General features: G+C 65.3%; 22 protein-coding genes. 8 read left to right on the forward strand and 14 right to left on the reverse strand.

Going from position 1 to position 23,442, the window contains the following annotated elements:
* A partial coding sequence (locus tag OU426_RS09880) for an MSMEG_1061 family FMN-dependent PPOX-type flavoprotein (protein WP_267633816.1) occupies positions 1-670 on the forward strand: 670 nt, incomplete at its 5' end.
* Positions 671-811: 141 nt separating this feature from the next.
* Here the strand turns inward: OU426_RS09880 and rplI are convergent.
* The 4 genes from rplI to OU426_RS09900 all read right to left on the reverse strand — a co-directional run bounded on the left by rplI (position 812) and on the right by OU426_RS09900 (position 2,922).
* Entirely contained in the window at positions 812-1,381 is a 570-nt protein-coding gene (gene rplI, locus OU426_RS09885) for a 50S ribosomal protein L9 (RefSeq protein ID WP_267633817.1), read from the reverse strand.
* Between the two features lie 13 nt (positions 1,382-1,394).
* On the reverse strand, positions 1,395-1,622 hold the full coding sequence (gene rpsR / locus OU426_RS09890) for a 30S ribosomal protein S18 (protein WP_261494662.1): 228 nt from the start codon (positions 1,620-1,622) through the stop codon (positions 1,395-1,397).
* A 26-nt stretch (positions 1,623-1,648) separates the two neighbouring features.
* Complete coding sequence (gene rpsF, locus OU426_RS09895; protein WP_267633821.1) at positions 1,649-2,092, reverse strand: 30S ribosomal protein S6; 444 nt, start codon at positions 2,090-2,092, stop codon at positions 1,649-1,651.
* A 137-nt stretch (positions 2,093-2,229) separates the two neighbouring features.
* On the reverse strand, positions 2,230-2,922 hold the full coding sequence (locus OU426_RS09900; protein ID WP_267633822.1) for a winged helix-turn-helix transcriptional regulator: 693 nt from the start codon (positions 2,920-2,922) through the stop codon (positions 2,230-2,232).
* A gap of 138 nt (positions 2,923-3,060) precedes the next feature.
* Here OU426_RS09900 and OU426_RS09905 point away from each other — a divergent pair, with 138 nt between their 5' ends.
* The 3 genes from OU426_RS09905 (at position 3,061) to OU426_RS09915 (ending at position 5,544) form a co-directional block, all read left to right on the forward strand.
* The gene (locus OU426_RS09905) at positions 3,061-4,212 is read left to right on the forward strand and encodes an acyl-CoA dehydrogenase family protein (RefSeq protein WP_267633823.1); all 1,152 of its coding nucleotides are present in this window, start codon (positions 3,061-3,063) and stop codon (positions 4,210-4,212) included.
* A gap of 147 nt (positions 4,213-4,359) precedes the next feature.
* A complete protein-coding gene (locus OU426_RS09910; protein ID WP_267633824.1) occupies positions 4,360-4,935 on the forward strand; it encodes a YceI family protein in 576 nt (191 codons plus the stop codon).
* Between the two features lie 96 nt (positions 4,936-5,031).
* Entirely contained in the window at positions 5,032-5,544 is a 513-nt protein-coding gene (locus OU426_RS09915; RefSeq protein ID WP_267633825.1) for a GNAT family protein, read from the forward strand.
* Between the two features lie 9 nt (positions 5,545-5,553).
* On the opposite strand, the gene OU426_RS09920 is transcribed toward OU426_RS09915, so the two are convergent.
* Complete coding sequence (locus OU426_RS09920; protein WP_267633826.1) at positions 5,554-6,732, reverse strand: cytochrome b/b6 domain-containing protein; 1,179 nt, start codon at positions 6,730-6,732, stop codon at positions 5,554-5,556.
* A gap of 211 nt (positions 6,733-6,943) precedes the next feature.
* On the opposite strand from OU426_RS09920, the gene fabD reads away from it, so the two are divergent.
* The 3 genes from fabD (at position 6,944) to OU426_RS09935 (ending at position 11,542) form a co-directional block, all read left to right on the forward strand.
* Positions 6,944-7,870 (forward strand): ACP S-malonyltransferase, encoded by a 927-nt coding sequence (gene fabD / locus OU426_RS09925; RefSeq protein ID WP_267633827.1) that lies wholly within the window; start codon positions 6,944-6,946, stop codon positions 7,868-7,870.
* Positions 7,871-7,941: 71 nt separating this feature from the next.
* Positions 7,942-8,679: a 3-oxoacyl-ACP reductase FabG gene (gene fabG / locus OU426_RS09930; RefSeq protein ID WP_267633828.1), complete on the forward strand. Its 738-nt coding sequence runs from the start codon at positions 7,942-7,944 to the stop codon at positions 8,677-8,679.
* A 67-nt stretch (positions 8,680-8,746) separates the two neighbouring features.
* Positions 8,747-11,542 (forward strand): DUF4344 domain-containing metallopeptidase, encoded by a 2,796-nt coding sequence (locus tag OU426_RS09935; RefSeq protein WP_267633829.1) that lies wholly within the window; start codon positions 8,747-8,749, stop codon positions 11,540-11,542.
* Between the two features lie 9 nt (positions 11,543-11,551).
* On the opposite strand, the gene OU426_RS09940 is transcribed toward OU426_RS09935, so the two are convergent.
* From OU426_RS09940 to OU426_RS09970, 7 genes are all read right to left on the reverse strand, one after another.
* Positions 11,552-13,297 carry a Mur ligase family protein gene (locus OU426_RS09940; RefSeq protein ID WP_267633830.1) on the reverse strand — a complete coding sequence of 582 codons (1,746 nt, stop codon included), beginning with the start codon at positions 13,295-13,297 and terminating at the stop codon, positions 11,552-11,554.
* An 11-nt stretch (positions 13,298-13,308) separates the two neighbouring features.
* On the reverse strand, positions 13,309-16,113 hold the full coding sequence (gene cphA / locus OU426_RS09945) for a cyanophycin synthetase (protein WP_267633831.1): 2,805 nt from the start codon (positions 16,111-16,113) through the stop codon (positions 13,309-13,311).
* Between the two features lie 28 nt (positions 16,114-16,141).
* Complete coding sequence (locus OU426_RS09950) at positions 16,142-17,011, reverse strand: cyanophycinase (protein WP_267633832.1); 870 nt, start codon at positions 17,009-17,011, stop codon at positions 16,142-16,144.
* A gap of 235 nt (positions 17,012-17,246) precedes the next feature.
* Entirely contained in the window at positions 17,247-17,492 is a 246-nt protein-coding gene (locus OU426_RS09955) for a MoaD/ThiS family protein (RefSeq protein WP_267633833.1), read from the reverse strand.
* A 1-nt stretch (position 17,493) separates the two neighbouring features.
* Positions 17,494-19,746 carry a xanthine dehydrogenase family protein molybdopterin-binding subunit gene (locus OU426_RS09960; protein ID WP_267633834.1) on the reverse strand — a complete coding sequence of 751 codons (2,253 nt, stop codon included), beginning with the start codon at positions 19,744-19,746 and terminating at the stop codon, positions 17,494-17,496.
* Entirely contained in the window at positions 19,746-20,225 is a 480-nt protein-coding gene (locus tag OU426_RS09965; RefSeq protein ID WP_267633835.1) for a (2Fe-2S)-binding protein, read from the reverse strand. Before OU426_RS09965 ends, OU426_RS09960 begins: the two co-directional genes overlap by 1 nt.
* On the reverse strand, positions 20,222-21,088 hold the full coding sequence (locus OU426_RS09970; protein ID WP_267633836.1) for an FAD binding domain-containing protein: 867 nt from the start codon (positions 21,086-21,088) through the stop codon (positions 20,222-20,224). The genes OU426_RS09965 and OU426_RS09970 overlap by 4 nt, the downstream gene beginning before the upstream one ends.
* Before the next feature lie 247 nt (positions 21,089-21,335).
* On the opposite strand from OU426_RS09970, the gene OU426_RS09975 reads away from it, so the two are divergent.
* Complete coding sequence (locus OU426_RS09975; protein ID WP_267633837.1) at positions 21,336-22,094, forward strand: gamma-glutamyl-gamma-aminobutyrate hydrolase family protein; 759 nt, start codon at positions 21,336-21,338, stop codon at positions 22,092-22,094.
* Between the two features lie 30 nt (positions 22,095-22,124).
* On the opposite strand, the gene OU426_RS09980 is transcribed toward OU426_RS09975, so the two are convergent.
* Entirely contained in the window at positions 22,125-22,637 is a 513-nt protein-coding gene (locus OU426_RS09980) for a DUF2478 domain-containing protein (RefSeq protein ID WP_267633838.1), read from the reverse strand.
* 14 nt (positions 22,638-22,651) lie between these two features.
* Positions 22,652-23,440: a peptidylprolyl isomerase gene (locus OU426_RS09985; RefSeq protein ID WP_267633839.1), complete on the reverse strand. Its 789-nt coding sequence runs from the start codon at positions 23,438-23,440 to the stop codon at positions 22,652-22,654.
* Positions 23,441-23,442 lie beyond the last annotated feature (2 nt).

Genomic DNA, 23,442 nt, shown 5'->3' on the forward strand with positions numbered 1-23,442 from the left:
TCATCACCCCCGTCAGTTCGGGGCCTTGAATCACGCAGCAGCGGCAGCCTCAAGCAGATCAATGGGTCCTGACCCTAGGCTTCGCGAGCTCCTTCCTACCGATGGGTTCGTGAACACCTTTCTCAAGGTTAGTGATCGGCTCAACGACGTCGCTCGCGATTTTATCGGACTTTCTTCTTTCGTTGTCGTAGCGACAAAATCGTCCGGCGGCTTGATTGACGTTTCCCCGAAAGGGGACCCGGCAGGTTTTGTCGAAGTCTACGACGACAAGACACTGATTATTCCCGATCGTCTTGGCAATCACCGGGTCGACGGTTTCCAAAACCTCATTGAAGATCAGAATGTTGCTTTGCTTTTCATCGTACCCGGACACGGAGATACCCTGCGTGTTGCTGGTAAGGCGCGTATTGTGCGGGATACGTCAATCAGCAGGCGTCATGCCGTCAACGGAAAAGAGCCACTTCTTGCTCTGGTCGTCGATGTAGAAGAGGCTTTCATGCACTGTTCAAAATCCATGATCCGTTCGCGCCTGTGGCAGTCGGATAGTTGGCCAGAACGCAGGTCGGCTCCAAGTCTTGCAGAATGGGTTATCGCGACGGTTGATAGAAAACAAACAGTTGACGAGGTCCAACAGGATCACAGCAACGATGAAGCCGCTCGGCTTTATTGAGCGTCGTGCCAGTCGTTTCACCTCGATTCTAGTTCGGTCAAATTGGACTCAATCCGGACCAACACGTTCTCGCACCACCCCCAAAGAAAAACCGCGCCGGGTTGCCCCGGCGCGGCTTTCCGTCCCTCGTCTTGTCGAGGATTATTCGTCGTTCGCAGCCGAACCCATCTCGTCGAAGAGTTCCGCAATCTCAAAGTCCGCCGCGGCTTCGGCTTCGGCGGCGAGTTCGCGCACCGATTTGCCAGAGGCCTGCAGTTCGGCTTCTTCGGCCGAGCGGGCGACGTTCATCGTGATCGTGGCCGAGACTTCGGGGTGCAGCACGACGCGGACGTCGTGGAGACCCAGTTCCTTGATCGGCTGGATCAGCACGACCTGCTTGCGATCGAGCGAGAAACCGGCGTCGGTTGCGGCTTCGGCGGCGTCACGCGGCGTGACCGAACCGTAGAGCGCACCGGCGTCCGAGGCCGAGCGGATCACGACGAACTTCTGGCCGTCGAGCTTCTCGGCGAGGCTTGCGGCCTCTTTCTTGGTTTCGAGGTTGCGGGCCTCGAGCTGGGCCTTCTGGGCTTCGAACGACTTGATGTTGGCGTCCGAGGCGCGCAGCGCCTTGCCCTGGGGAAGCAGGAAGTTGCGGGCATAGCCGTCTTTCACTTTGACGACTTCGCCCATCTGGCCAAGCTTGGCCACGCGTTCAAGAAGGATGACTTGCATATCGGGTCGCTCCTTATTTCACGGCATAGGGCAGCAGGGCGAGGAAGCGGGCGCGCTTGATGGCCTGGGCCAGTTCGCGCTGCTTCTTGGCCGAGACGGCGGTGATGCGGGCGGGCACGATCTTGCCGCGCTCGGAGATATAGCGCTGCAGCAGACGCACGTCCTTGTAGTCAATCTTCGGCGCATTCTCGCCCGAGAACGGGCAGACCTTGCGGCGGCGGAAGAAGGGTTTGTTCGCCATGGTTTTATCCTTTCAACAAGCCGGGCTCAGCGACGGTCGCCGAACGAGCGGCGTTCGCCGCCACGATCGCCACCGCGGTCGCCACCACGATCACCGCGGTCAAAGCGGGGGCGGTCGCCGCCTTCGCGGTCGCCGCGCTCGCGCTCGTCGCGCTTCTGCATCTGTACCGAGGGGCCATCCTCATGCGCGTCGACCTTGATCGACATCACGCGCATTACGTCGTCATGCAGACGTGCCAGACGCTCCATCTCCTGCACGGCCGTGGCGGGCGCGTCGGTCCGGAAGAAGGCATAGTGACCCTTGCGGTTCTTGTTGATCTTGTAGGCCATGGTCTTCACGCCCCAGTATTCGGTGCCGACGACCTTGCCGCCGTTGTCCGAGAGGACCGTGGAGAAATGTTCGATGAGGCCTTCGGCCTGCGCGTTGGACAGGTCCTGACGCGCGATCAGCACATGCTCGTAAAGCGGCATGGCATTCCTTTCGTCTCGGGCGGCTTCACGGGCGGGTCTGACCTTCCGCGACCCGTTAGGAGAGGCTTCGCCGGTTGAAGTGATTGGCGGAAGGATGGGGCCTTATACAGATTTGGCCGTTGGGCGCAAGGGTCGCGTCAGGCAACCTGGCGCGATAAAGGGGCAAAGGTGCTCAGGCCCAGCCAGTTGTTGATCGACCGGGCCAGTGCCTTGTCGCCGTCGATCATCAGCCGCCCGGCCGTCCGTTCCTCGCCAAAGGAGGTGATCCCCATCCAGACCGAGGTCATCGATCTGAGCGATCCGGTGATCAGCAGATCGACATCGAAGCCCGGGTCGATCTTGCACATGTCGACCTCGCCGTTGTCGACAACCAGCCACCAGTGACGGTCACCCTCGACAAGTTCTGGATACAGAAACTGAATCGTGCAGCGCCGCGCGGGCAGGGGCTTCGGTTTCAGGTTGCGCCGCATGTCCCACATCAACAGCGATGGGTCGAGATTCTTCAGGGAAAGCCGGGATTCGATCCAGCGATGGCCCCATTGGCCGAGCCCGACGATCAAGGGCTCCAGATCCCGGCCCATCGGCGTCAGCCGGTATTCGCTGCCGCCCGTCCCGAGATCGACGCTGGCGATGACGCCTGCCTCTTCCAGCTCTTTCAGCCGCTTCGACAAGAGTGCGGGCGACATTTTCGGCACCCCCCGGCGGATATCGTTGAACCGGGTCGATCCGCATAGAAATTCCCGCAATATCAATGCGGTCCATCGCGTGCAGACCAGCTCCGCAGCCATCGACACCGGACAGAACTGCCCGTAGCCCCCTCGATCGCTCATCCACCCCTCCACGGCTTTCGGCGATCATAGCACTAGCCGGGCCAGTGACAAAGCACCGGTACAGTTCCTGAACTTGAGAGAATGGAGGGTGAGGCAGATGCTGCCGCTATCAGTTTGCCGCATAAGGGAGTAATGGCAATGACAATGGCAGTAGTGCAACGGGAGGATCAGGCGATGGGTCACGAGACCTTGGCCGAAAAAGCCGACCGGCTGGCTCGGGACTGCGCATCGCGGGCCGAGGCGCATGACCGCGACGAGAGCTTCGTCGCCGAGAATTATGAAAAGCTGAAGGCCGAAGGGTTGATCTCGGCGGCCGTGCCGAAGGAACTGGGCGGCCTCGGCGCCGAGGTGGGCGAAATGGCCGATGTCGTGCGCCGGCTCGCGCATGGCTGCGGCTCGACCGCGCTCGCCTTTTCCATGCACACCCACCAGGTGGTGATCCCCGCCTGGCGCTGGCGCCACCAGCCGCCCGCGGTGCCGAAGGTCGAACCGCTTCTGAAGATGGTGGCCGAGAAGAACATCGTGCTTCTGTCTTCGGGCGGCGGCGACTGGATCGGCGGCTCGGGCCGGGCGGAGAAGGCCGAGGGCGGCTGGCGCATCACGGCGCGCAAGCCCTTTGTCTCGGGCGGGCCGGTCGGAAATATCCTGATGACGACCGCGATTTCGGATGAGGGCATCCTGCATTTCGGCCTGCCGATGGCATCGCCCGAGGTCAAGCGTCTGGACACATGGCATACGATGGGCATGCGCGGCACCGGATCGGACGATGTCGAGATCACCGACTTCTTCCTGCCCGACGACAAGGTGGCGCTGAAACGCCCGACCGGCGAATGGCATCCGCTGTTCCAGATCATCGCGACGCTGGCCTTCCCGCTGATCTACGGCGCCTACCTCGGCGTCGCCGAAAGCGCCCGCGACATCGCGCTTGGCCTTGCGCAGAAGCGCAGGGGCGAGGCACGCCAGCCGCGGCTGGTGGGCGAGATGGAGACGACGCTTAGGGCCGCGCAGATGGCGCACCGGCACATGGTCATGACCGCCGAGACGATGGCCCCCGGCGCGGAAAGCGTCAGCGAGGTGATGATCGGCCGCCAGCTGGTCGAGCAAAACGCGATCCGCACCGTCGAGCTGGCAATGGAGGTGGCGGCGGGACAGGGCTTCTACCGTGCCACCGGCCTTGAACGGCGCTTCCGCGACGTGCAGGGCGCGCGCTATCACCCGATGCGGCGCGACGTGCAGCGGCTTTATACTGGCGCGCTGACCTTGGGCGATCCGGTCGAAAAGATCTACTGAAACAGCCGGGCGGACTGCGCGGAACATCGCCGGTCCGCCCGTGTTAGGTGTTTGCTCGCGAACATCTCGTGTGGGGGTGTGCCGAATTGTCGGCAGTGCTGGAGATCGCCTAATCGGTGTTCAATGACTTCACACCGGAGATTTCCAATGCGAATCCTTGCACTTGCCGCCGCTCTTGGCCTGTCCGCCTCCGCCGCCTTCGGCGCGGCCGAAACCTATCGGCTCGACCCCGGCCACAGCCAGATCCTGTTTTCCTACAACCACCTCGGTTATTCGACGAACTATGGCATGTTCTCGGGCTTCGAAGGCGAGATCGCCTATGATGCGGCTGATCCCTCGGGGTCGAGCGTCGCTGTCAGCTTCCCGGTCAAGACGATGCTCACCGGCTGGCAGGCGCGGTTCGATCATTTCATGTCGCCCGATTTCTTCGACGCAGCCGAGGGCGAGATGGTGAGCTTCACCTCGACCGCCATCGAGGTCACCGGCGAGAAGAGCGCCAAGATTACCGGCGACCTGACGCTGAACGGGGTGACGAAGCCCGTTGTTCTCGACGCGGTCCTGACCCAGGCGGGCGACCATCCGATGGAGGGCAAGCCCTGGCTCGGCTTCACGGCCACGACCAAAGTCTTGCGGTCTGACTATGGCCTCGGCATGTTCGCGCCTTTCGTTGCGGATGAGGTCGAGGTCAGTATCTCGGTCGAGGCGGGCAAGGTCGACGGCTGACGGCCAATCCTGTTATTCCTTGAGCGCGGGCTGTCGCTTTGCTGCGGCGGCCCATCGTCTTTTCGCCCATCGTCCCGAACCGTTCCGGAGGTCTGAATGAATATGACATCGACGCAAACCGCCGTTGCGAAACGCCCCGGGGCGGAGATTGATTTTGTCAGGTTGCCCAGCGTTGCGCCCGAGGTGATCCTCGATCACATGTCCGATCCGCGGATGGCGGAACACATGCCGCTGCTGACCGAACCCTGGACGCTGGAAACCGTCGCTGGGTTCGTCGCGGCGAAAGAGGCGTGCTGGCAGCGCGACGGGCTCGGCCACTGGGCGTTCCTTGCTGACGGGCGCTATGTCGGCTGGGGCGGGTTCCAGAAGGAGGGCGACGAATGGGACTTCGGCCTGGTGCTGCGCCCCGACGCCTTCGGCCTCGGCATGCCGATCGCGCGCAAGGCGCTGGCCTTCGCGCGGGATGACGCGCGCATACCGTTCGTCACCTTCCTCCTGCCGCCCTCACGCCGCCATCTTGGCGCGCTGGCGCGGCTCGGCGCGGTCGAGACCGGCCAGATCGACTATGAAGGCGAACGTTTCCGCAAGTTCCGTCTCGATACGCTCTAGCCGCGCGGGTCAATCGCCCCGCTGCGCGGTCAGCGCGATATCGACCCGGACCGCGAAGCCCACGGTGCTTTCGTCCGGATAACTTGGCCCCATGCCGAAATCGCGGCGGTCGAGCGTGACCGTGCCAGCCGCTGTGGCCGTGTCGCCGTCGATGGTCAGCGTGAAAGGCAGGGCGACCGGCAACTCCTTGCCGCGCAAGGACAGCGTGCCGCGTGCGGTGAGACTGCCCGCCTCGTCGGCGATGGTGGCCTTGAAGCGCGCTTCGGGGAAGGTGGCGCGATCGAAGAATTCCGGTCCTGCCGCCTGTTCGGTGACGGCGCCGAGCGTCATGCCCTCAAGCGGGATCGTCACATCGGTGTCGCCAGTGCGGCTGCCCTCATCATAGCTGATCCGGGCGGTCCAGCCTGCGAAACTGCCGGTGACCTCCTGACCCATCTGGCGGACGGTGAAGGTGATCGTGCTGTCGGCCACGCTCCAGTTGCCGCCTTCGGCCGTAGCGACGGTAGCCGCGCCCTCGTTGCGCGATGGCGGCGCGAAGGTCAGTACCGCGGCGATCAGCGCACCCCAGAGCGCGAGCGACAGGAGCGCTGGGCGGTGGCTCGGTTCGGTCCGGCCGTCCCCGGCCGCACGGCCGGTGATCATCCGTGCGAGTGTGCCGTCGCGGTCGATCAGCACGTGTTTCACCGCGCCTGCCACGTGAAGGAGGATCGACAGGATCAGGAGTTTCGAGGCAACGCCATGGACCGCGCCCGCGAGATGGGCAAGGTTTTCAGATTTCGGCACGAAGGGCAGCGATTGACCGAAGGGCCAGAGGATCGGCGCGAAGCCGGTCGAAGCCGCATGGCCGATCCAGCCCGAGAGCGGCAGGATGAGGATCGCGGCATAGAGCGACCAGTGGACGGCCTCGGCGGCAAAGGTCTCAAGCCGTCGCGCGGGGTGAATGGGGGCGGGTTTTGGTTGCGTCAGCGCCCAGAAGACGCGGACGAGCGCGAGCGCGAAAACGATGACGCCGATGGTCTTGTGAGCCGAATAGACGCGCGCCAGAAGCGCCGCGTCGGCGTCCGATGTGCGCGGCAATCCCTCCGCCCACAAGGCAAGCGGGATGTTCACGAGGATGAGGAGCGCCACAGTCCAGTGCAGCAAACGGGCGGCGCTGCCATAGGAACGGACGGTATTGGACAGGGACATGTTTGCGCTTCCGATGCTGGATATCCGGGGGGGCAGGGCGAAGATAGGCCGTGGGCACGGTCGGCGGAAGGCGTCAGTTGCACAGGTCCTGTGCGGCGCAACCCGGGGGCGGCGCGCGGCAATCGGCGCGTTGCAGCGCGAGGCGATGCGGGGTATGGGGCGGAAACGGCCATGATAGGGCCGGAAGTCGTCGGTGACCGAGGGGAGTGAGATGAAGGCATTCGTATTTCCGGGGCAGGGGGCACAGGTGATCGGCATGGGGCGTGCGCTGGCCGATGCCTATCCGGCCGCGCGCGCGGTCTTCGACGAAGTTGACGAGGCGCTGGGCGAGAGGCTTTCGGCCCTGATCTGGGAAGGTGAACAAGATACGCTCACGCTGACCCAGAACGCCCAGCCCGCGCTGATGGCCACCTCCATTGCTGCCCTGCGGGCGCTGGAAGCGGAAGGTCATGCGGTGACGGACGCTGCCTTTGTCGCTGGCCATTCGCTGGGGGAATATTCGGCGCTGTGCGCGGCGGGTGCGATCAGCCTGTCGGATACGGCAAAGCTTCTGCGCATCCGCGGGCAGGCGATGCAGGCCGCAGTGCCGGTGGGTGTGGGCGCGATGGCCGCCCTGCTCGGCCTGGATTTCGCTGCGGCCGACGCGGTGGCGAAAGAGGCCGCACAGGGCGAGGTCTGTCAGGCCGCCAATGACAATGATCCCGCGCAGGTCGTGGTTTCGGGCCACAAGGGCGCGGTCGAGCGCGCGCTGGAGATCGCCAAGGCGAAAGGCGCCAAACGCGCGATCCTGCTGCCGGTCTCCGCCCCCTTCCACTGCGCGCTGATGCAACCCGCCGCCGACCGGATGGCCGAGGCGCTGGCCTCGGTCGAGGTCAAGGCGCCCGTCGTTCCGGTCGTCGCCAATGTACTGGCCTCTGCCAATGCGGACGCGAGCGTGATCCGCGATCTTCTGGTCCGCCAGGTAACCGGCTCGGTCCGCTGGCGCGAGTCGGTCGAGTGGATGGCGGCTCAGGGCGTGACGGATTTCTGGGAGGTCGGCGCCGGCAAGGCTTTGTCGGGCATGATCCGGCGCATCGCGAAAGAGGCGGTCTGCAAGGCGGTCGGCGCGCCGGAAGATATCGCGGGCCTTTCGGCCTGAGGCGGGGAGGGCGCTGCCCTCCCCCGACCCCACCCGGGATATTTGGACCACAGTGAAGAAATGAGGGCGAGATGTTCGATCTGACGGGTAAGACGGCGCTGGTGACCGGCGCTTCGGGCGGCATCGGCGGCGCGATCGCGCGGGCACTGCATCAGGCGGGGGCGACAGTGGCGCTGTCCGGAACGCGCGAGGGGCCGCTCAATGACCTGGCGGCGGAGCTTGGCAAGCGTGTCCATGTGCTAACCTGCAACCTTGCCGATCCCGCCTCGGTCGAGGCGTTGCCCAAGGCGGCGGCGGAAGCGATGGGCGGGGTCGACATCCTGGTGAACAATGCGGGCATCACCCGCGACAATCTCTTCATGCGCATGTCGGACGAGGAATGGGCTTCAGTCCTTGACGTGAACCTGACCGCATCCTTCCGCCTCTGCCGCGGGGTTCTGCGCGGCATGATGAAGGCGCGCTGGGGGCGGATCGTGAATATATCCTCGGTCGTAGGGCTGGAGGGCAACCCGGGTCAGGCGAATTACGCGGCCTCGAAGGCGGGGCTTGAAGGCATGTCGAAATCGCTCGCCAAGGAAGTGGCGAGCCGCAATATCACGGTCAATTGCGTGGCGCCCGGTTTCATAACCACGGCAATGACCGAAAAGCTGAACGACGATCAGAAGAACACCATTCTCGTGCAGGTTCCGGCCGGGCGCATGGGGGAGGCGGACGAGGTCGCGGCGGCGGTGCTGTATCTTGCCAGCAACGAAGCGGCTTACGTAACCGGAGCAGTCTTGCATGTGAACGGCGGTATGGCAATGCTGTGAAACCGGGCTGCCCAAGGGGGCGGGCGGCCTGCTAAATTTGTCTGTGGCTTGAGTTACGGAGACGGAGATGTGCTTGCGCCCCCTCGCAGCAGTTGCGGTTCTATTGGCCGCGCTTTTCCAGATGTCATCGCCCGCGCGGGCGGACTATGAAAATCTGATCGGCCCGCTTGGCGGTGCGCTTGGCCAGCAGTTGCTGAGGGATTGGCAGGCCGGTGCCGAGGGCGACTGGTTCGTTCTGCGTAACACGCAGGCTGACAATTCCGAACAGGCGCTGACCGTCGCGCTCGGGCCCGCGCCAGAGAATGGCCGCCTGACATCGGTCAACGTCTCGCTTTCGTCGCAGGAAAATACCGCATCGGTCGGCATCCTTGTGCGCAATCAGCCCGCAGGCAGCTTGTGCCTGATGGAGGTTACCGCCTCTGCCTCGGCTAGTCTCTTCTGCGTGGTCGATAAGCAGTATCAGGAAATCGCGACGGTCCCGAATGCCGCCAAGCTCGACGGCAGCGATGTAATCGAGATGGTGGATGTGCCAGGTGGCGCGCGGTTCTACCTGAACGGCCAGACGATCGGCGATCTGAAAGGGTCTGCCGCCCTCGGCTCCGAGATCGGTATCATGGCGTACGACCGAGGCACGTTCGGCATCGCTGATTTCCGCGTCTCGCTACTGGATGCGAATGGCAATGTGGTGGGCGACGCCACTGCGGGGGGCGGCGGCGGTGGGGGCGGGTTGCCACCGAAAGGTGGCGCGGCTGGCGGCGGCGCGCAGGGTGGTGGTGCCTCGGGCGGCGCGACCGCTGGCGGAGGCGCACCGACGCTGGACTCGATCATGGGTCCGCTTGCCGCGACGATCTCAAATTCGCAGAAGCGCGATGGCTGGGATCTTTACCTCAAGGATGACTGGCTGGTGATGGAAAATGCGACCGTCGCCTCCAGCGAGAACTATTTTGCCGTGCCGGCGGGGCCGGTCGGCAATGACGGTCGCTCGGCGCGCATCAATGTCGCGATCGCGCCGTTGGACGGTCAGCGGATCGAAGACATGCCCTATTCCGCCGTGGGCATCATTGCCGAGAACCGGCAAGCCAAGACCTCGTGCCTGGGCGAGATCACCGGTGCGGGCGACGCGCTGATGCTGTGTTTCGGTGCGGACGGCAAGGCAAACGAGATCGGTCGCCTGAAGGGGGTCGCCAAACATGATGGCTCTGACGTGGTCGAGCTGCTGGAACTGCCCGGCGTTGCGCAGTTTTTGGTGAACGGGCAGGTCGTGGGTCAGGTCGAGAACAATTCGGCCTTCGGGGCCGATATCGGGGTTCTGGCGTACGAGCGGGGCCGGTTCTATCTGGGCGGTTTCACCATCACCAATGGTCTGGGGCAGAGCGGAGGCGCGCCCGCGCAGGGTGGCGGCAGCGGTTCCGGTGGCGGCGCGCAAGGTGGCCTTACTGGGCCGCTGCCGATGTTTGACGGCGATAGCGGGCGGATCACCTCGACCTATCTCGGTGTGATGACGGGCATCTTCCTGCACGAGTTTGGTCATGCGCTGATCGGCGAATTGCAGATCCCCTCGACCGGGCCGGAAGAGGACGCGGTCGATATCTTCTCGGCCCTGCGCATCTCCTCGCCCGCGGCGCTGGAAGGGCCGAGCGCGGACGCAACGAAATTGAACGAGGACATGGCGCTTTATGCCGCCCTGCAATGGTATTACTCGGGCATGGTCCAGGCGCAGAGCGGCGGAGCTGATGTGCCCTGGCAGGATGAACATACCGCCGACCTGAAACGCTTCCGCAACACGTTCTGCGTGATGTACGGCGGTAATCCCGATCTCTTCGCGCCGATCGCCCAGCAGGTGGGGATGGACGAGCGCACGCTTTACCGCTGCGAGGAGGAATTCACCAAGCAGAACCGCGCCTGGCGGACGATCCTTGCCCCCCATACCCGTGTGTCGGCCACCCACCCGGAAGGTCTGCAGCCCGCCGACGCGCCGGGCGCTGCCATCACCGCTCGGTTCGAGCCCTCGCGCACGCGGGTGGGTGACATGGTCAAGGCCATCATCGGCGACAGCGGCACCTTCCAGGGCTATGTCGACGGGCTGTCGGCCGATTTCGTGCTGCCGCGCCCGATCGAGGTGATCTATCGCGACTGCGACGAGTTGAACGCCTGGTATGATCCGCGCGAGGGCACGATCACCATGTGCTACAATCTTGTCGAATATATCATCGTGATGATCTCGGACATCGAGATGGGCACGGTGAACGGCGCGGAGAAAGCATCGGCGCCCGCGCCAGCCGGTGGTGGGAACAACCCGTTCGCTGGTGGCGGATCGGGTGGGTCGGGTGGCACCAATCCCTTCGGCGGCAACGGCGCAACCTCGGGCGGCGCCAATCCGTTCGGCGGCGGGGGTGGGGCTGCCCCGGCGGCGCCAGCCTTTGATGAGTTGCAGGACATGGGCGTGCCGGAGACGCGCGAACTGTTCCTCGCGCCCTACCGGGGCGCGACACCGGTGTCGAACCCGTTCGCTCAGGTTCTCACGACCGAGGATCTTGCGGGCATGATCAATGGCGGCGGCGGCATGCTACTGATCGATACCAACGGGCGGGGCGACAGCCTGCCCAATGCGATTGTGGTCACGGACGCTGGCCGCGACGGCAGCCTGCGCGACAATTTCCAGAAGATGATCGACGAGTTCCTGCGCGACCAGACCGGCGGGAACAACCAGTTGCCGGTGGTCTTCTTCGGTTCGGGCGTGCAGGATCGGTCGGCCTATAATGCGGCGCTGCGGGCCGGAGCGATCGGCTGGAACGCGCTTTGGTATCGGGGCGGGATCGAGGCCTGGACGGCGAACGGCCTGCCGCTCTATCCGCCGAAATAGCGCGCGGCGTCAGGCGGCGCCCGCCTGTGCGCGCAGCAGATCGAAGATCGCGGCCCGTTCGTCATGGACGAGCAGCAGCGCGAGATCGCCCGGTTGAAGCCGGGCGACGATCTTGCCCGCGCCGTCGGCGGGGCTGGCCGCGGGCAGGATCTGGTCTTCGGTCAGACCGCAGTCTTGGCAGGCGCGGCGGATCAGGGCGGGGACTTCGCCCGGTGCCCGGCCGCGCAGATATTTCGGGTTTTCGGCGGCCACGACCGTATCGGGGCGAAGCGCGAAGAGGCCGCGCGTCAGGGCGGCGATATCCTCGTCCGACCGGTCGCCCGCATGGCTGATCAGTGCGAAGCGGCGCTTGGCGGGAAGGGCGGCCAGGGCCGAGGTGATCGCGGCGATGGAATGCGGATTATGCGCGAAATCGACGAAGACCCGCGCGCCGTTCACCGTGAATTCGTTGGCGCGGCCGGGATTGTCGGTCGGGTCGCTGCGGAAGCTGGTCAGCACCTTGCGGATCGCCGTGTCAGCGAGGCCGAGCGCGCGGGCGGCAAGGGCTGCGGCAAGCGCATTCTCGATATTGTAGCGGGCAGCACCCCCGAGGGTGAGCGGCACATCTGCGGCCGCGACAAGCGCGGTCTCTTCGGTGCCGTCGGAGAGGTGAACCATACCATCCGCAAGCCAGCCACAGGGGCGGGCTTCTGCCCGCGCATGGCTGATCAGTGGATTTTCCGCGCTCAGTGAGAACCAGACCGGCCGGGTATCAAGCAAGCTCGCGGTGGTGACCACCATAGGGTCGTCGGCATTGAGGATCAGCTGCCCGCCCGGGGCGAGGGCGCGGTGGACCGAAAGCTTGACCTGCGCCAGTTCCGGCACGGTGGTGATGCCGTACTGGCCGAGATGGTCGGCGGCGACATTGGTGACAACGGCGGCGCGGGCGCGGGTGACGGGCAGGCCGCGCCGGAGGATGCCGCCGCGTGCGACCTCGAGAACCCCGATTTCCAGCCGCTTGTCGCGCAGAAGAAGGCGCGCGCCTGCCGGACCGGAATAGTCACCGCGATCAAGCACTTCGTCGCCGACTTTCACGAATTCGGTCGAGGAAAGGCCCGAGACCTTGCCCGCGGCTGCGCCCATAGCGGCGATCAGGCGGGTGGTCGTCGTCTTGCCGTTAGTGCCGGTGACGAGCGCGAGAGGGATGTCGTGCAGGCGCGCCCAGTCCGGGGCGGCGGGCAGCGCGTCCGAGGCCCAGGTCGCGGATCCGGTACCATGGCCCAGCGTCAGCGCATCGTCATCGAGCAGCCGGTCGATGCCGCGCCGGGCCGCCTCCGCGGTCAGCGTGGTGAGGGCGGTAGACCGTTCCATTCCGCTGATGCGGATCAGCTCGGTGGCAAGCGCCTCAGGCGCCATCGCGGGGAGGCCGAGAAGGCCGGTCGCGGTCAGGTACCATGCGGCCTCGATCACATAGGCGGCCGTGAAGAGCTGGTCGACCGGGGCCGGAAAATAGAGGCTGCCGCCACCGTCGAACGGGCGCAGTCGAAGGCCGGACTGCGGAAGACCGAGAGGATCGAGGAAATGGCGTACATGACCCGACCAGAGCGAGAGGACCTCCGCCGGATCGTGGCAGGTGACCAGACAGTCGCCGACCGCCCCCGGCTCCGACCCGTAAAGGTTGGGGCCGAGAAGTCTGCGGCAGCCGTCAAGCATCAGCCCCGGGTGCTCCGGAATCGGGAGGACCAGTGCCTCCTGCAGTTCCTCTGATCGTATCACCGAGAGTTCCGTCAATCGGCTTCTTCGGTTTCGACACGCGCGAGCCTGACGCCGCGTTCGTCGCGGATCAGCTGGTCGCCTTCGGAAATCAGCTCTTCGAACCCCGCCTGCTTAGGCTCGGGCCGTTTGGGCTTGGCCTGCAGAAGTGCTTCGCGCTCGGCCTTTTTGAAATAGATGATCTGCTTCCAGGACCGCGCGAGTTCATCAGCGAGCACCACCAGAAGGTCGCCCGCCTGTGCCGCGGCAAGTGCGGTGTCGATTGCCTGCATCTCGCTTGGCATGAGCGAGATGCGGTCATCCTCGACACCTGCCTTCAGAAGTTCCTCGCGCAGCATCCCGGGCACTTCCATCTCGCCCCGGCCGCGCCGGTCATCGTCGGGTTTCAGGAAATAATGGTCGAAATGGCCCGCAAGCTCGCGCGCAGCCGCGCGGATATCCTCGTCGCGCCGGTCGCCGGGCATGGCGGCGACGATCAGGCGGCGGCCCTTCACATCCAGCCGGTCCGACAGGCTTGCCATCGCGGCAATCGCGGCGGCGTTGTGGCCGTAATCGAGGATGACCTTGAACGGATGTTCGTCATAGACGTTCGTCCGGCCCGGCACCTGGAAGAATGAGGTGTCGAAGGTTCTGAGCCCATGTCGGATATTGTCAAGATCCAACCCGAAGGCATGGGCCATTGCGCAGGCAAACATCGCATTCTGAACATTGTAGAGCGCCTTGCCCTCAAGCGTTGCGGGGATCAGGTGCGACCAGAGGACCGGCATGTGCAGGCCGTTCGCATAGATCGTGATCATGTCGCCGTTCATGGCTTTTTCCAGCACCACGGCCCGCCCGCCCGCGCGGATATGTTCCTTGACCAACGGATGATCTGAATTGGTCGTCACATAGCAGATGTGAGTGGCGTGCGAGAAATCCGCCATCCTGAGGCAATATTTGTCGTCGGCGTTCAGAACCACCGTGTCGGTTGCGGTTTCCACCACCACACGCTTGACGACCGCCAGCTCATCCAGCGTGTTGATGCCGCCCATGCCCAGATGGTCGGAGGTCACGTTGAGGCAGGCAGAGACATCGCAGCGCTGATAACCGAGGCCGGACCGGACAAGGCCCCCCCGCGCGGTTTCCATCACCGCGAAATCGACGGATGGGTCGCGCAGCACCATCTGCGCCGAGGCGGGGCCGGTCATGTCGCCCTTCACGGTCAGCTTGCCGTCGACATAGACCCCGTCGGTCGAGGTGAGGCCCACGATCTTGCCCGAGGATTTCATGATATGGGCGAGCATCCGGCTTGTGGTGGTCTTGCCGTTCGTGCCGGTGATCGCGCCGATCGGGATGCGCGACTGTGTGCCCTTGGGGAAGAGCATGTCCATCACCTTGCCCGACACGTCGCGCGGCTTGCCTTCCGAAGGCGCCACATGCATGCGGAATCCGGGCGCGGCATTCACCTCGACGATGGCGCCGCCCACATCCTTGTAGCTCTTGGTGATGTCGGCCGTCAGGAAATCGACCCCGCCCACATCAAGACCAACAGCCTTGATCGTGCGTTCGGCCATATCCTTGTTGTCGGGGTGGCAGACATCGGTCATGTCGATGGCCGTACCACCGGTCGAGAGGTTCGCGGTCGAGCGCAGATAGAAGGTCTCGCCCGCCGGCAGCACCGTCTGCGCGGTGTGGCCCGCAGCCTCCATCAGGCGTTCGGCCTGGCTGTCGAGTTCCAGATTTGTCAGCACCTTTTCATGGCCTATGCCCCGGCGCGGGTCAGAGTTCACGATGTCGATCAGTTCGGCAATCGTGTGCTTGCCGTCGCCCACCACATGGCCGGGTACGCGCTTGGCCACCGCGACCAGTTCACCGTTCACCACCAGCATCCGGTGATCCATGCCGGTGATGAACTGCTCGACCAGGATGCCCCGGCTTTTCGACTGCGCCTTCGCCTCGCCGAAAGCCACCTCGACCTGTGCATCTTCGGTCAGGTTGATCGACACACCGCGGCCATGGTTGCCGTCGAGGGGCTTGACCACCACAGGATAGCCGATGCGCTTCGCCGCCCGGACCGCGTCGCGCGGCGAATAGACGAGGCGCTGTTGCGGTACCGGCAGGCCGAGGTCGTTCAGCATATTGTGCGTGTCTTCCTTGTCACAGGAAATCTCGACCGCGATATGCTTGGTCTGACTGGTGATCGTGGCCTGAATGCGCTGCTGGAACTTGCCGTGGCCGAACTGGACGAGCGAATTGTTGTTGAGCCGGATCCAGGGAATGTCACGCTCTTCCGCCGCCTTGACGAGTGATCCGGTCGAAGGGCCGAATTCGCGGCGCTGGGCCGAAAGGACGAAGCTTTTCAGCTCTGCCGCGAAATCAAACTCCGGGTCGAAGTCATAGTCGACCTTGGCTTTCAGCGCCTCGGGCAGAAGATGCATGAGGAGCCGGATGGCGAGCGCGCCCGCATCGAGCCCCACGTCGCGCTGGCGATATTCATAGACGAGGTTGTAGCGCCCCGGCTCGCCGGTCGAGCGGGTGCGGCCGAAGGTGACGTCCGATCCCGCAACCCCTTGGATCTCCAGCGCCACATGCTCAGCCACATGGCCAAGCCAGGTTCCCTCGCCCTCGCGCAGGCGCCGGATGAAGCCGCCGGGTTCGCGGTAGGAGCAGCCATGGTCGCGCAGGCCCGGCAGGGCTTCGACCAAACCTTCGATCCAGGCATCGCCGATCTTTGCCGACGGCCAGTCCTCCAAGACGCCCAGATCGACGACATGGCGAATGACCGGGAACCCCGCCCAGACATTCGGACCGACAAAGACGTTCGTCGAGACGATCTTCATAGCGGTTCCCCCCTGTTGACGGCCTTGGTCAGCCGGTCTTGGATTTGTTCTGTAACGAGCAGAAGCCCGCCGTGTCATCCGGCGGATAGGCATGGCGGCCGACAAGGTCATAGCGGCAGCCTTCGCCGAGCACATGGACCTTGAGACCGAGAAGCGACAGAGACTGACCGGGCGCGGCGTCCCACATCGAGGAATGCGTCAGGCCCGAGGCGTCGACGACGGTGACGGTGCCGGACCCCACGACCTCGAACAGGCCGTCGGGACCGATGAAGGCGGCGGTATCCTCGTCGATGCCGAGGCCGATAAGAAACGGGTTGTAGGAAGACGCGGTCAGGAGGCGGCCGAGGCGGTTCCTCTCGGTGAAATGCTGGTCGATGATCACGGCATTCGTCAGGCCGAGGCCGGGCGCGAGGCTGACGGCGCCGACGACGGGGGCGGAATTGCTCTCGCCACCCGCGATCATATGCTCCGACATGATCGAGGCGCCGGCCGACGTGCCCGCGACGGCGATGCCGGCGGCATTCCGGCGGCGGATTTTCTGGGCGATGCCCGTGCCGCCGAGGATGGTGGAGAGGCGGAGCTGGTTGCCGCCGGTGAGGAAGATGCCGGTGGCACTGTCGAGCATGTCGACATAGCGCGGATTGTCGCAGTCGGCGCGCTTGGTGATCGGCAGGAAATCCACCGCCGAGGCGCCCAAGGACTTGAAGATGCGATTATAGTCGGCGCCAGTGGTTTCCAGTTCGGACGCGGTCGGGATCACCACAATATCGGCGCCCTTGCCACCCGAAAGCTCGACGAACCGGCGATGGATGTGGCGTTCCCGGACGCGATCCTCGCCCCCGCCGATCGGGATGATGAAACCGCGGGGGCTCTCTTTCAGCACAGGCGCAGGACACATGTTACGGGACGACCCCAGCGGTGCCAGATGGCAGGTTGACTTTCCCCCCGATCGCGGCCGTGACCCAAAGGTCGCTCCGCCCCCCGATGGGTATAGTCTGGCCGAGCAATTCGGCCGCCGCAAGTGTTTTGCGCTCGGCGAAGCCACGGCGCCTCCTCGAGCATTTCATGCTCGAGTCGGGCGCCGGACCCGCGAGGAGTGCACGAGGTGCATCGACGAGCCCCCCCGTCCGGTCTCAGCCGCCTTTCAGGCGCTGCAGCAGAAAGACCTCGCTGTCGGGCCGGACAGGCGCACTGCGGCTGTTGGCGATGACCTCGCCGTCGACCGCGACCGAGAGACCGGCGGCAATGGCGGGCGCGAGGCCAGGGTAAGCGCGGGCCAGCGCGTCGAACATCTGGCCCACGGTCGCAGCCTCGACCTCGACCATCTCTTGCCCGTCGGCGAAGCGCCTCAGGCTCGACCAGAGATGGACGCGCGCCACCTTACGCCTGCCGCTTGGCCTTGATCGCCGCCAGCACTTTCGGCGGCGACATCGGCAGGCTGCGGAGACGCGCGCCGGTTGCCTCTGCGATGGCGGCGGCAAGCGCGGGCAGGGGTGGCGTGATGCCGGTTTCGCCAACACCGCGCACGCCGTAAGGGTGGCCGGGATTGGGCACTTCGACGATCACCGTGTCGATCATCGGCAGGTCCGAGGCGACGGGAATACGGTAATCGAGGAAGACGGTATTCTGGAGCCGCCCGTCGGAGCCATAGACATATTCCTCGTTCAAGGCCCAGCCGATGCCCTGCGCGGCGCCACCCTGATACTGACCCTCGACATAGGCGGGGTGGATCGCGGTGCCCGCATCCTGCACCACGAGATAGCGCAGAACCGTCGTCCGACCGGTTTCGGGATCGACCTCGACATCGACGACATGGGTGCCGAAGCTTGCCCCCACGCCACCGGCGTTGGTCTCATGGTGGCCCGAGATCGGTCCGCCGGTACCGCCCATCTTCGCGCCGATCTCGGCGATGGTCATGGGAGGGAACTTGCCCGCGTTCGGCCCTGCGGGCTGGGCCGCGCCGTCCTTCCATTCGACGGCCTCGGGCTCAATCTCCCATTCCGCCGCTGCCCGGCGGCACATCTCGGCGATCGCTTGCCGTGCCGCCTCGACCGCTGCCTTGCCGCTCGCGAAGGTCGCGCGGCTGCCATGCGTCGGCTCATTGACGCCAAGCGCGCCGGTTTCGACCACGTTCACCCGGACATTCTCATAGGGAATGCCAATCGTTTCGGCCGTCATCAGCGCGATCGAGGCGCGGCTGCCGCCGATGTCGGGCGTACCGATCGAGACCTGAACCGTCCCGTCCTCGCCGATGGCGAGACTGACCGAGGTTTCGCCGCCATGGTTGAACCAGAAGCCCGAGGCAACGCCGCGGCCCTGGTTCGGGCCCAGACGGATCGCGTAGTTCGGATGGGCCTTCGCCGCTTCCAGCGTCTCGACCAGACCGATGCGGTTGTAGATGGGGCCGTAGCTCGACTTCGTGCCTTCCTTCGCGGCGTTCTTCAGCCGCACCTCGATCGGGTCGAGATGCAACTCGCGGCACATCTCGTCCATCAGGCTTTCGACGGCGAAGGCCGCCATGGGCGATCCGGGCGCGCGGTAGGCGGCGGCCTTCGGACGGTTCGCCAGCACCTCGACCGCCTCGTGCTTCAGGGCCGGGATGTCATAGCAGGCAAAGGCGCAGGGCAGGGCCTCGCCAATGGGCGACATCCCGACAAAGGCGCCGCCCTGCATGCGGAACATCACCTGACCGGCGGTGACGGTGCCATCCTTCTTCATGCCGATCTTGACGTCCATCGAGGCAGAGGCGGTCGGCCCGGTGGCACGCAGCACCTCGGCCCGCGACATCACCAGTTTCACCGGGCGCCCGCCCGCCTTTTTCGACAGGGCAAGCGTCAGCGGTTCCATGAAGATCGTGGTCTTGCCGCCGAAACCGCCGCCGATTTCCGATGGCGTCACCCGCAGGTTCGCGGCCTCGATCCCCAGAACGGCGGCGCTCATGCGACGGATGTACCAGTGACCTTGGGTGCAGACCCACATCTCGCCGCGCCCGTCCTCGCCCATCTGACCGACGCAGGCATGAGGTTCGATATAGCCCTGATGGGTGGCTTCGGTCTTGTAGGTGCCTTCGCGGACGATATCCGCGGCGGCAAAGCCCGCCTCGACATCGCCATGGCCGAATTCCATATGTCGCACCACGTTCGGGTGCATGCCTTCCGGCACCGAATAATCGGCCGCGCCCTCGCGGATCACCGGCGCGCCCGGCTTCATCGCCTCGTCGACGTCGGTGACGTGGGGCAGGACTTCATACTCAACTTCGATCAGGCGCGCGGCATCTTGCGCCAGAAGCTGCGATGTCGCGGCGACAGCCGCCACCGCATGGCCGTCGTAAAGCGCCTTTTCACCGGCCAGCGTGTTTTCCTGCAGGTTCAGGTCTTCGCCTTCCAGTCCCGTCGGCAGGTCGGCGCGGGTCACGACCGCCTTCACGCCGTCGAGCGCCAGCGCTTTCGACGCATCTATCCGCTTGATCTTCGCATGTGCGTGCGGCGAGCGTACGACCGCCGCCCAGAGCATGCCGGGCAGCGAGAAATCCGCGCCATAACGCGCGCGCCCGGTGACCTTGTCGAGCCCGTCGGGCCGGTTCGGACGGGTGCCGACCAGTCTGTAACCCTTGGTGATCTCGTCCTTCGCCATCACGCCGCCCCCCTCATTTCCGCTGCCGCATCCTGAACCGCGCGGACGATCTTGTCATAACCCGTGCAGCGGCACAGATTGCCCGCGAGCCAGAATCGTATCTCGCTTTCGCTCGGGTCCGGGTTCGTATCCAGAAGCGATTTCGCCGCGACAAGGATGCCGGGCGTGCAGAAGCCGCATTGCAAAGCCGCATGCTCGATGAACTTGCGCTGCAGGGGATGAAGCTCGCCGTCGCTTGCCATGCCTTCGATGGTTTCGATTTTCTTGCCCTCGGCTTCGACGCCCAGGACGAGGCAGGAACAGACGAGCGTGCCATCGAGCGTGACCGAACAGGCGCCGCAATCGCCGGTGCCGCAGCCTTCCTTGGTGCCGGTCAGGTCGAGGTGGTTCCTCAGGCAGTCAAGGAGCGTTTCGCGCGGATCGGCGAGAAACTCCACCTGATCGCCGTTGACATTGGTGGTGACGTGAACCTTCTTCATTTGCCTGTTCCTTTCGCCCGATCATAGGCGATCTGAGCCGCGCGCCGCGCGAGCACGCCTGCCACATCGACACGGAATTCGACCGTGCCGCGCTTGTCCGAGATCGGTTTTGCCGCCGCGCTTGATGCTGCCGCGAGCCGGTCGAGGGCCGCGTCGTCCAGCGTGCTGCCGATGATCGCCTTTGCGGCCTCCTCGACCAGCAGCACTGTGGGCGCAACGGCCCCGAGTGCGACGCGCGCCGTGGCGATACGGTCGCCGTCGAGCGTGAGGTTCACCGCGGCGCCAACGACCGCGATATCCATCTCGGTGCGGGGGATGAAGCGCAGATAGGCGTCGCCGCCACGCGGCCCGCGCGGAGGCAGAGTGACGGCTGAAATCAGTTCGCCCTTCTTCAACGCCGTCCGCCCCGGCGCGGTCGGGATCGCCTCGACAGGCATCTCGCGGCTGCTGTCCGGGCCGGTGACGGTCACCGTCGCCCCGGCCGCGACCAGCCCCGGCACGCTGTCGGCGGCGGGTGAGCCGTTGCAGAGATTGCCGACCAGCGTCGCCCGGCCCTGCACTTGCGTGGAGCCCACGAGGTTCATCCCCTCGACCACGCCGGGCCAGTCGCGGCAGAGCGCCTCATGCGCGCCGAGGGCCCGGCCCGGCACAGCCACGCCGATGCGCCAGCCGCCGTCTGCGGTGCGCGATATGTCGAAGACGCCCGGGATATGTTTCAGATCGATCAGTTCGTCGGGCTGAACCATGCCCGCGCGCATCTGCACGAGCACATCGGTGCCGCCTGCGAGGTAACGCAAGAGCCCCCCCGACGCTGCGGCGAGGCGCGAGGCCTCCTGAAAACTGGTGGGCGTGTGGTAGCGCATGCTGCCTCCTGATCGGGGTGGCGGTCTGACTGTTCTATGGTCCCGCGACGAGCTCGCCGCAGAACCGTCCTTGATCAAACTCTTTGAAACCGGCGCAAACTGCAACTGGTGAATCGTTCAACAGGCGCGGCGCCGCCATCGCGGGTGGCAAGGCTGCCTCTCCCTGCACCGGCGCACAGATGGCCGCTCGCGCGCGGGCTTCCAACTCCCGCGGCCAAGGGATATCTTCCGCGCAAGGAAGGGTGACATGCCAGCAGTTCGGCCTGTTGTCGGCATTATCGGCAACATGAATTTCATCAACGACTACCCGGTTCATGCCGGTGGCTTAAGCAATTCCGCCGCCGTGGCGGAGGTGGCGCAGTGCCTGCCGCTTCTCATCCCGTCCGATCCGCGCTTCGTGTCAGTCGACGAGCTGCTGGAGGTCTGCGACGGGTTCCTGCTGACAGGCGGGCGGCCGAACGTCCACCCCGAGGAATATGGCGAGGCGGCGACCGAGGCGCATGGCGCCTTTGATCGGTCGCGCGATGCAATTACCCTGCCGCTGGTGCGTGCCTGCGTTGAGCGCGGACAGCCCTTCCTTGGCATCTGCCGGGGCTTTCAGGAGGTGAATGTCGCCTTCGGCGGCACGCTCCACCCCGAAATTCGAGATCTGCCGGGGCGGATGAATCACAGGATGCCGCCCGATGGCACGCTTGAGGAAAAATTCGCCCTCCGCCATGCGGTACGCTTCGCCAAGGGCAGCCCGTTCGAGCATCTTTTCGGGGCCGAGGAGGTGATGACCAACACGCTCCACGGTCAGGGCGTCAAGACGCCCGGCCAGCGGATCGAGATCGCGGGCTGGGCGCCCGACGGCACGCCCGAGGCGCTGTACGTCCGCGACGCGCCGGGCTTCACGCTGTCTGTGCAGTGGCACCCGGAATGGAACGCCGCGAACGACCCGGTCTCGCGCCCGCTGTTCGAGGCGTTCGGCGAAGCCGCCCGTGTTTTCGCTGCGGGACGGGCCTGACCGTCCTTTCCGGCGAAATATGACGCAATCCTACTCTGCGGCCAGTGCCTCAAGACCCGAGAGCCAGCGGTCCAGTGCCGCCAGATCACCCGAAAGGGGATCGGCGCAGCCCTCGGCGAAGGCGAGGAAGGCGGGCAGGTTCAGGGCATTCACGCCAATGACAACCGGAATTCCCTCAGCTATGGCCTCGCCGATCAGGGTGCGGAAGCCGCGGCCCTCGGCCTCATGCTTGCCGAACTTGTTGAGGATCAGAATGTCCGCCCCCGCCAGCCGTGGCGCGACTTCCGCCACCGCCGCCTCCAGCGCGCCGGGGTCGAGACGGCAGCCGGTGGACCCCGGCCCGAGGTCCTGATTGATGCGGATCACCGGCCCGTCGGGCAGGACGCGCACATCCATGTCGCAATGATGTGTGCAGGCGCGTTCGCTGTTCGTCTGCACGGTTCCCGCAACCTTCAGGCCCCGGCCAGCGAGATGATCGGCGGCGGCGCGCAGGAAGGCGTCGGTCTCGCCGCGGCCGGGCAGGGTTACATAGGCCAGTGACATCTTGTTCCTGCCTTTCAGGCGGCGGTTTCGAAAGTGATACCATCGATTGCGGCGCCCGCAATCAGACCTTCGGTGTAGGCACGCGCAGCGCGCGCCCAGGCGCGTTCCTCCATCGCGCGGCGCAGGGCGCCCGCGATCCGCTCGAACGGCAGGACGGCGCCTTCGGCCTTGGCGTCGAGACGGACGATGTGCCAGCCATAAGCACTTCGGACGGGTTCAGGGCCAATGGTTCCGGGCACCATCCGGGCGAGGGCGGATTCGAACTCGGGCACCGTGTCGCCGGTTGATATCTGGCCAAGAAGGCCACCGTTCGGAGCAGAAGAACAGGCTGACCGCGCGCGGGCCATCTCCGCGAAAGCGGCGGGTGTGCGGGTAAGATCTGACAGAAGCGCTTCGGCCTCGGCCTTCACGGCCGCCTCGTTCCCTTCGCCGACTGGCAGAAGGATATGCGCAGCCTCATAGAGCGCGGGTGCGCGGAACCGGTCGGGCCGTGCCCGGTATTCGGCCTCAAGATCGGTGTCCGTCACCGGCGCGGGTTCGACATGTGCCTCAAGGACGGCGCGGACCAGTGCTTCCTCCTCCGTCTCGCGCTGGCCCGGCGCCACCTCGCGGGGCAGGGGGGTGAGCCCCTGCCGCCGGGCCTCCTGCAAAAGAAGCGACCGTATGGTCAGCGCCCGTGCGGCCGCCCGCCAGGCAAGCCCCGGCTTGCCATGGGGCGCGGGATGCATCTGGGCTTCGGCTGCGATGGCCTCGGGCGCGATGCGTTCGCCGTTCACGGTGATCTCTGCAAGAAGCGGTTTCATCT

Origin of the sequence: Frigidibacter sp. RF13, from assembly GCF_026626305.1 — a bacterium.
In the GTDB taxonomy this organism is placed as follows: Bacteria; Pseudomonadota; Alphaproteobacteria; order Rhodobacterales; family Rhodobacteraceae; genus TMP-24.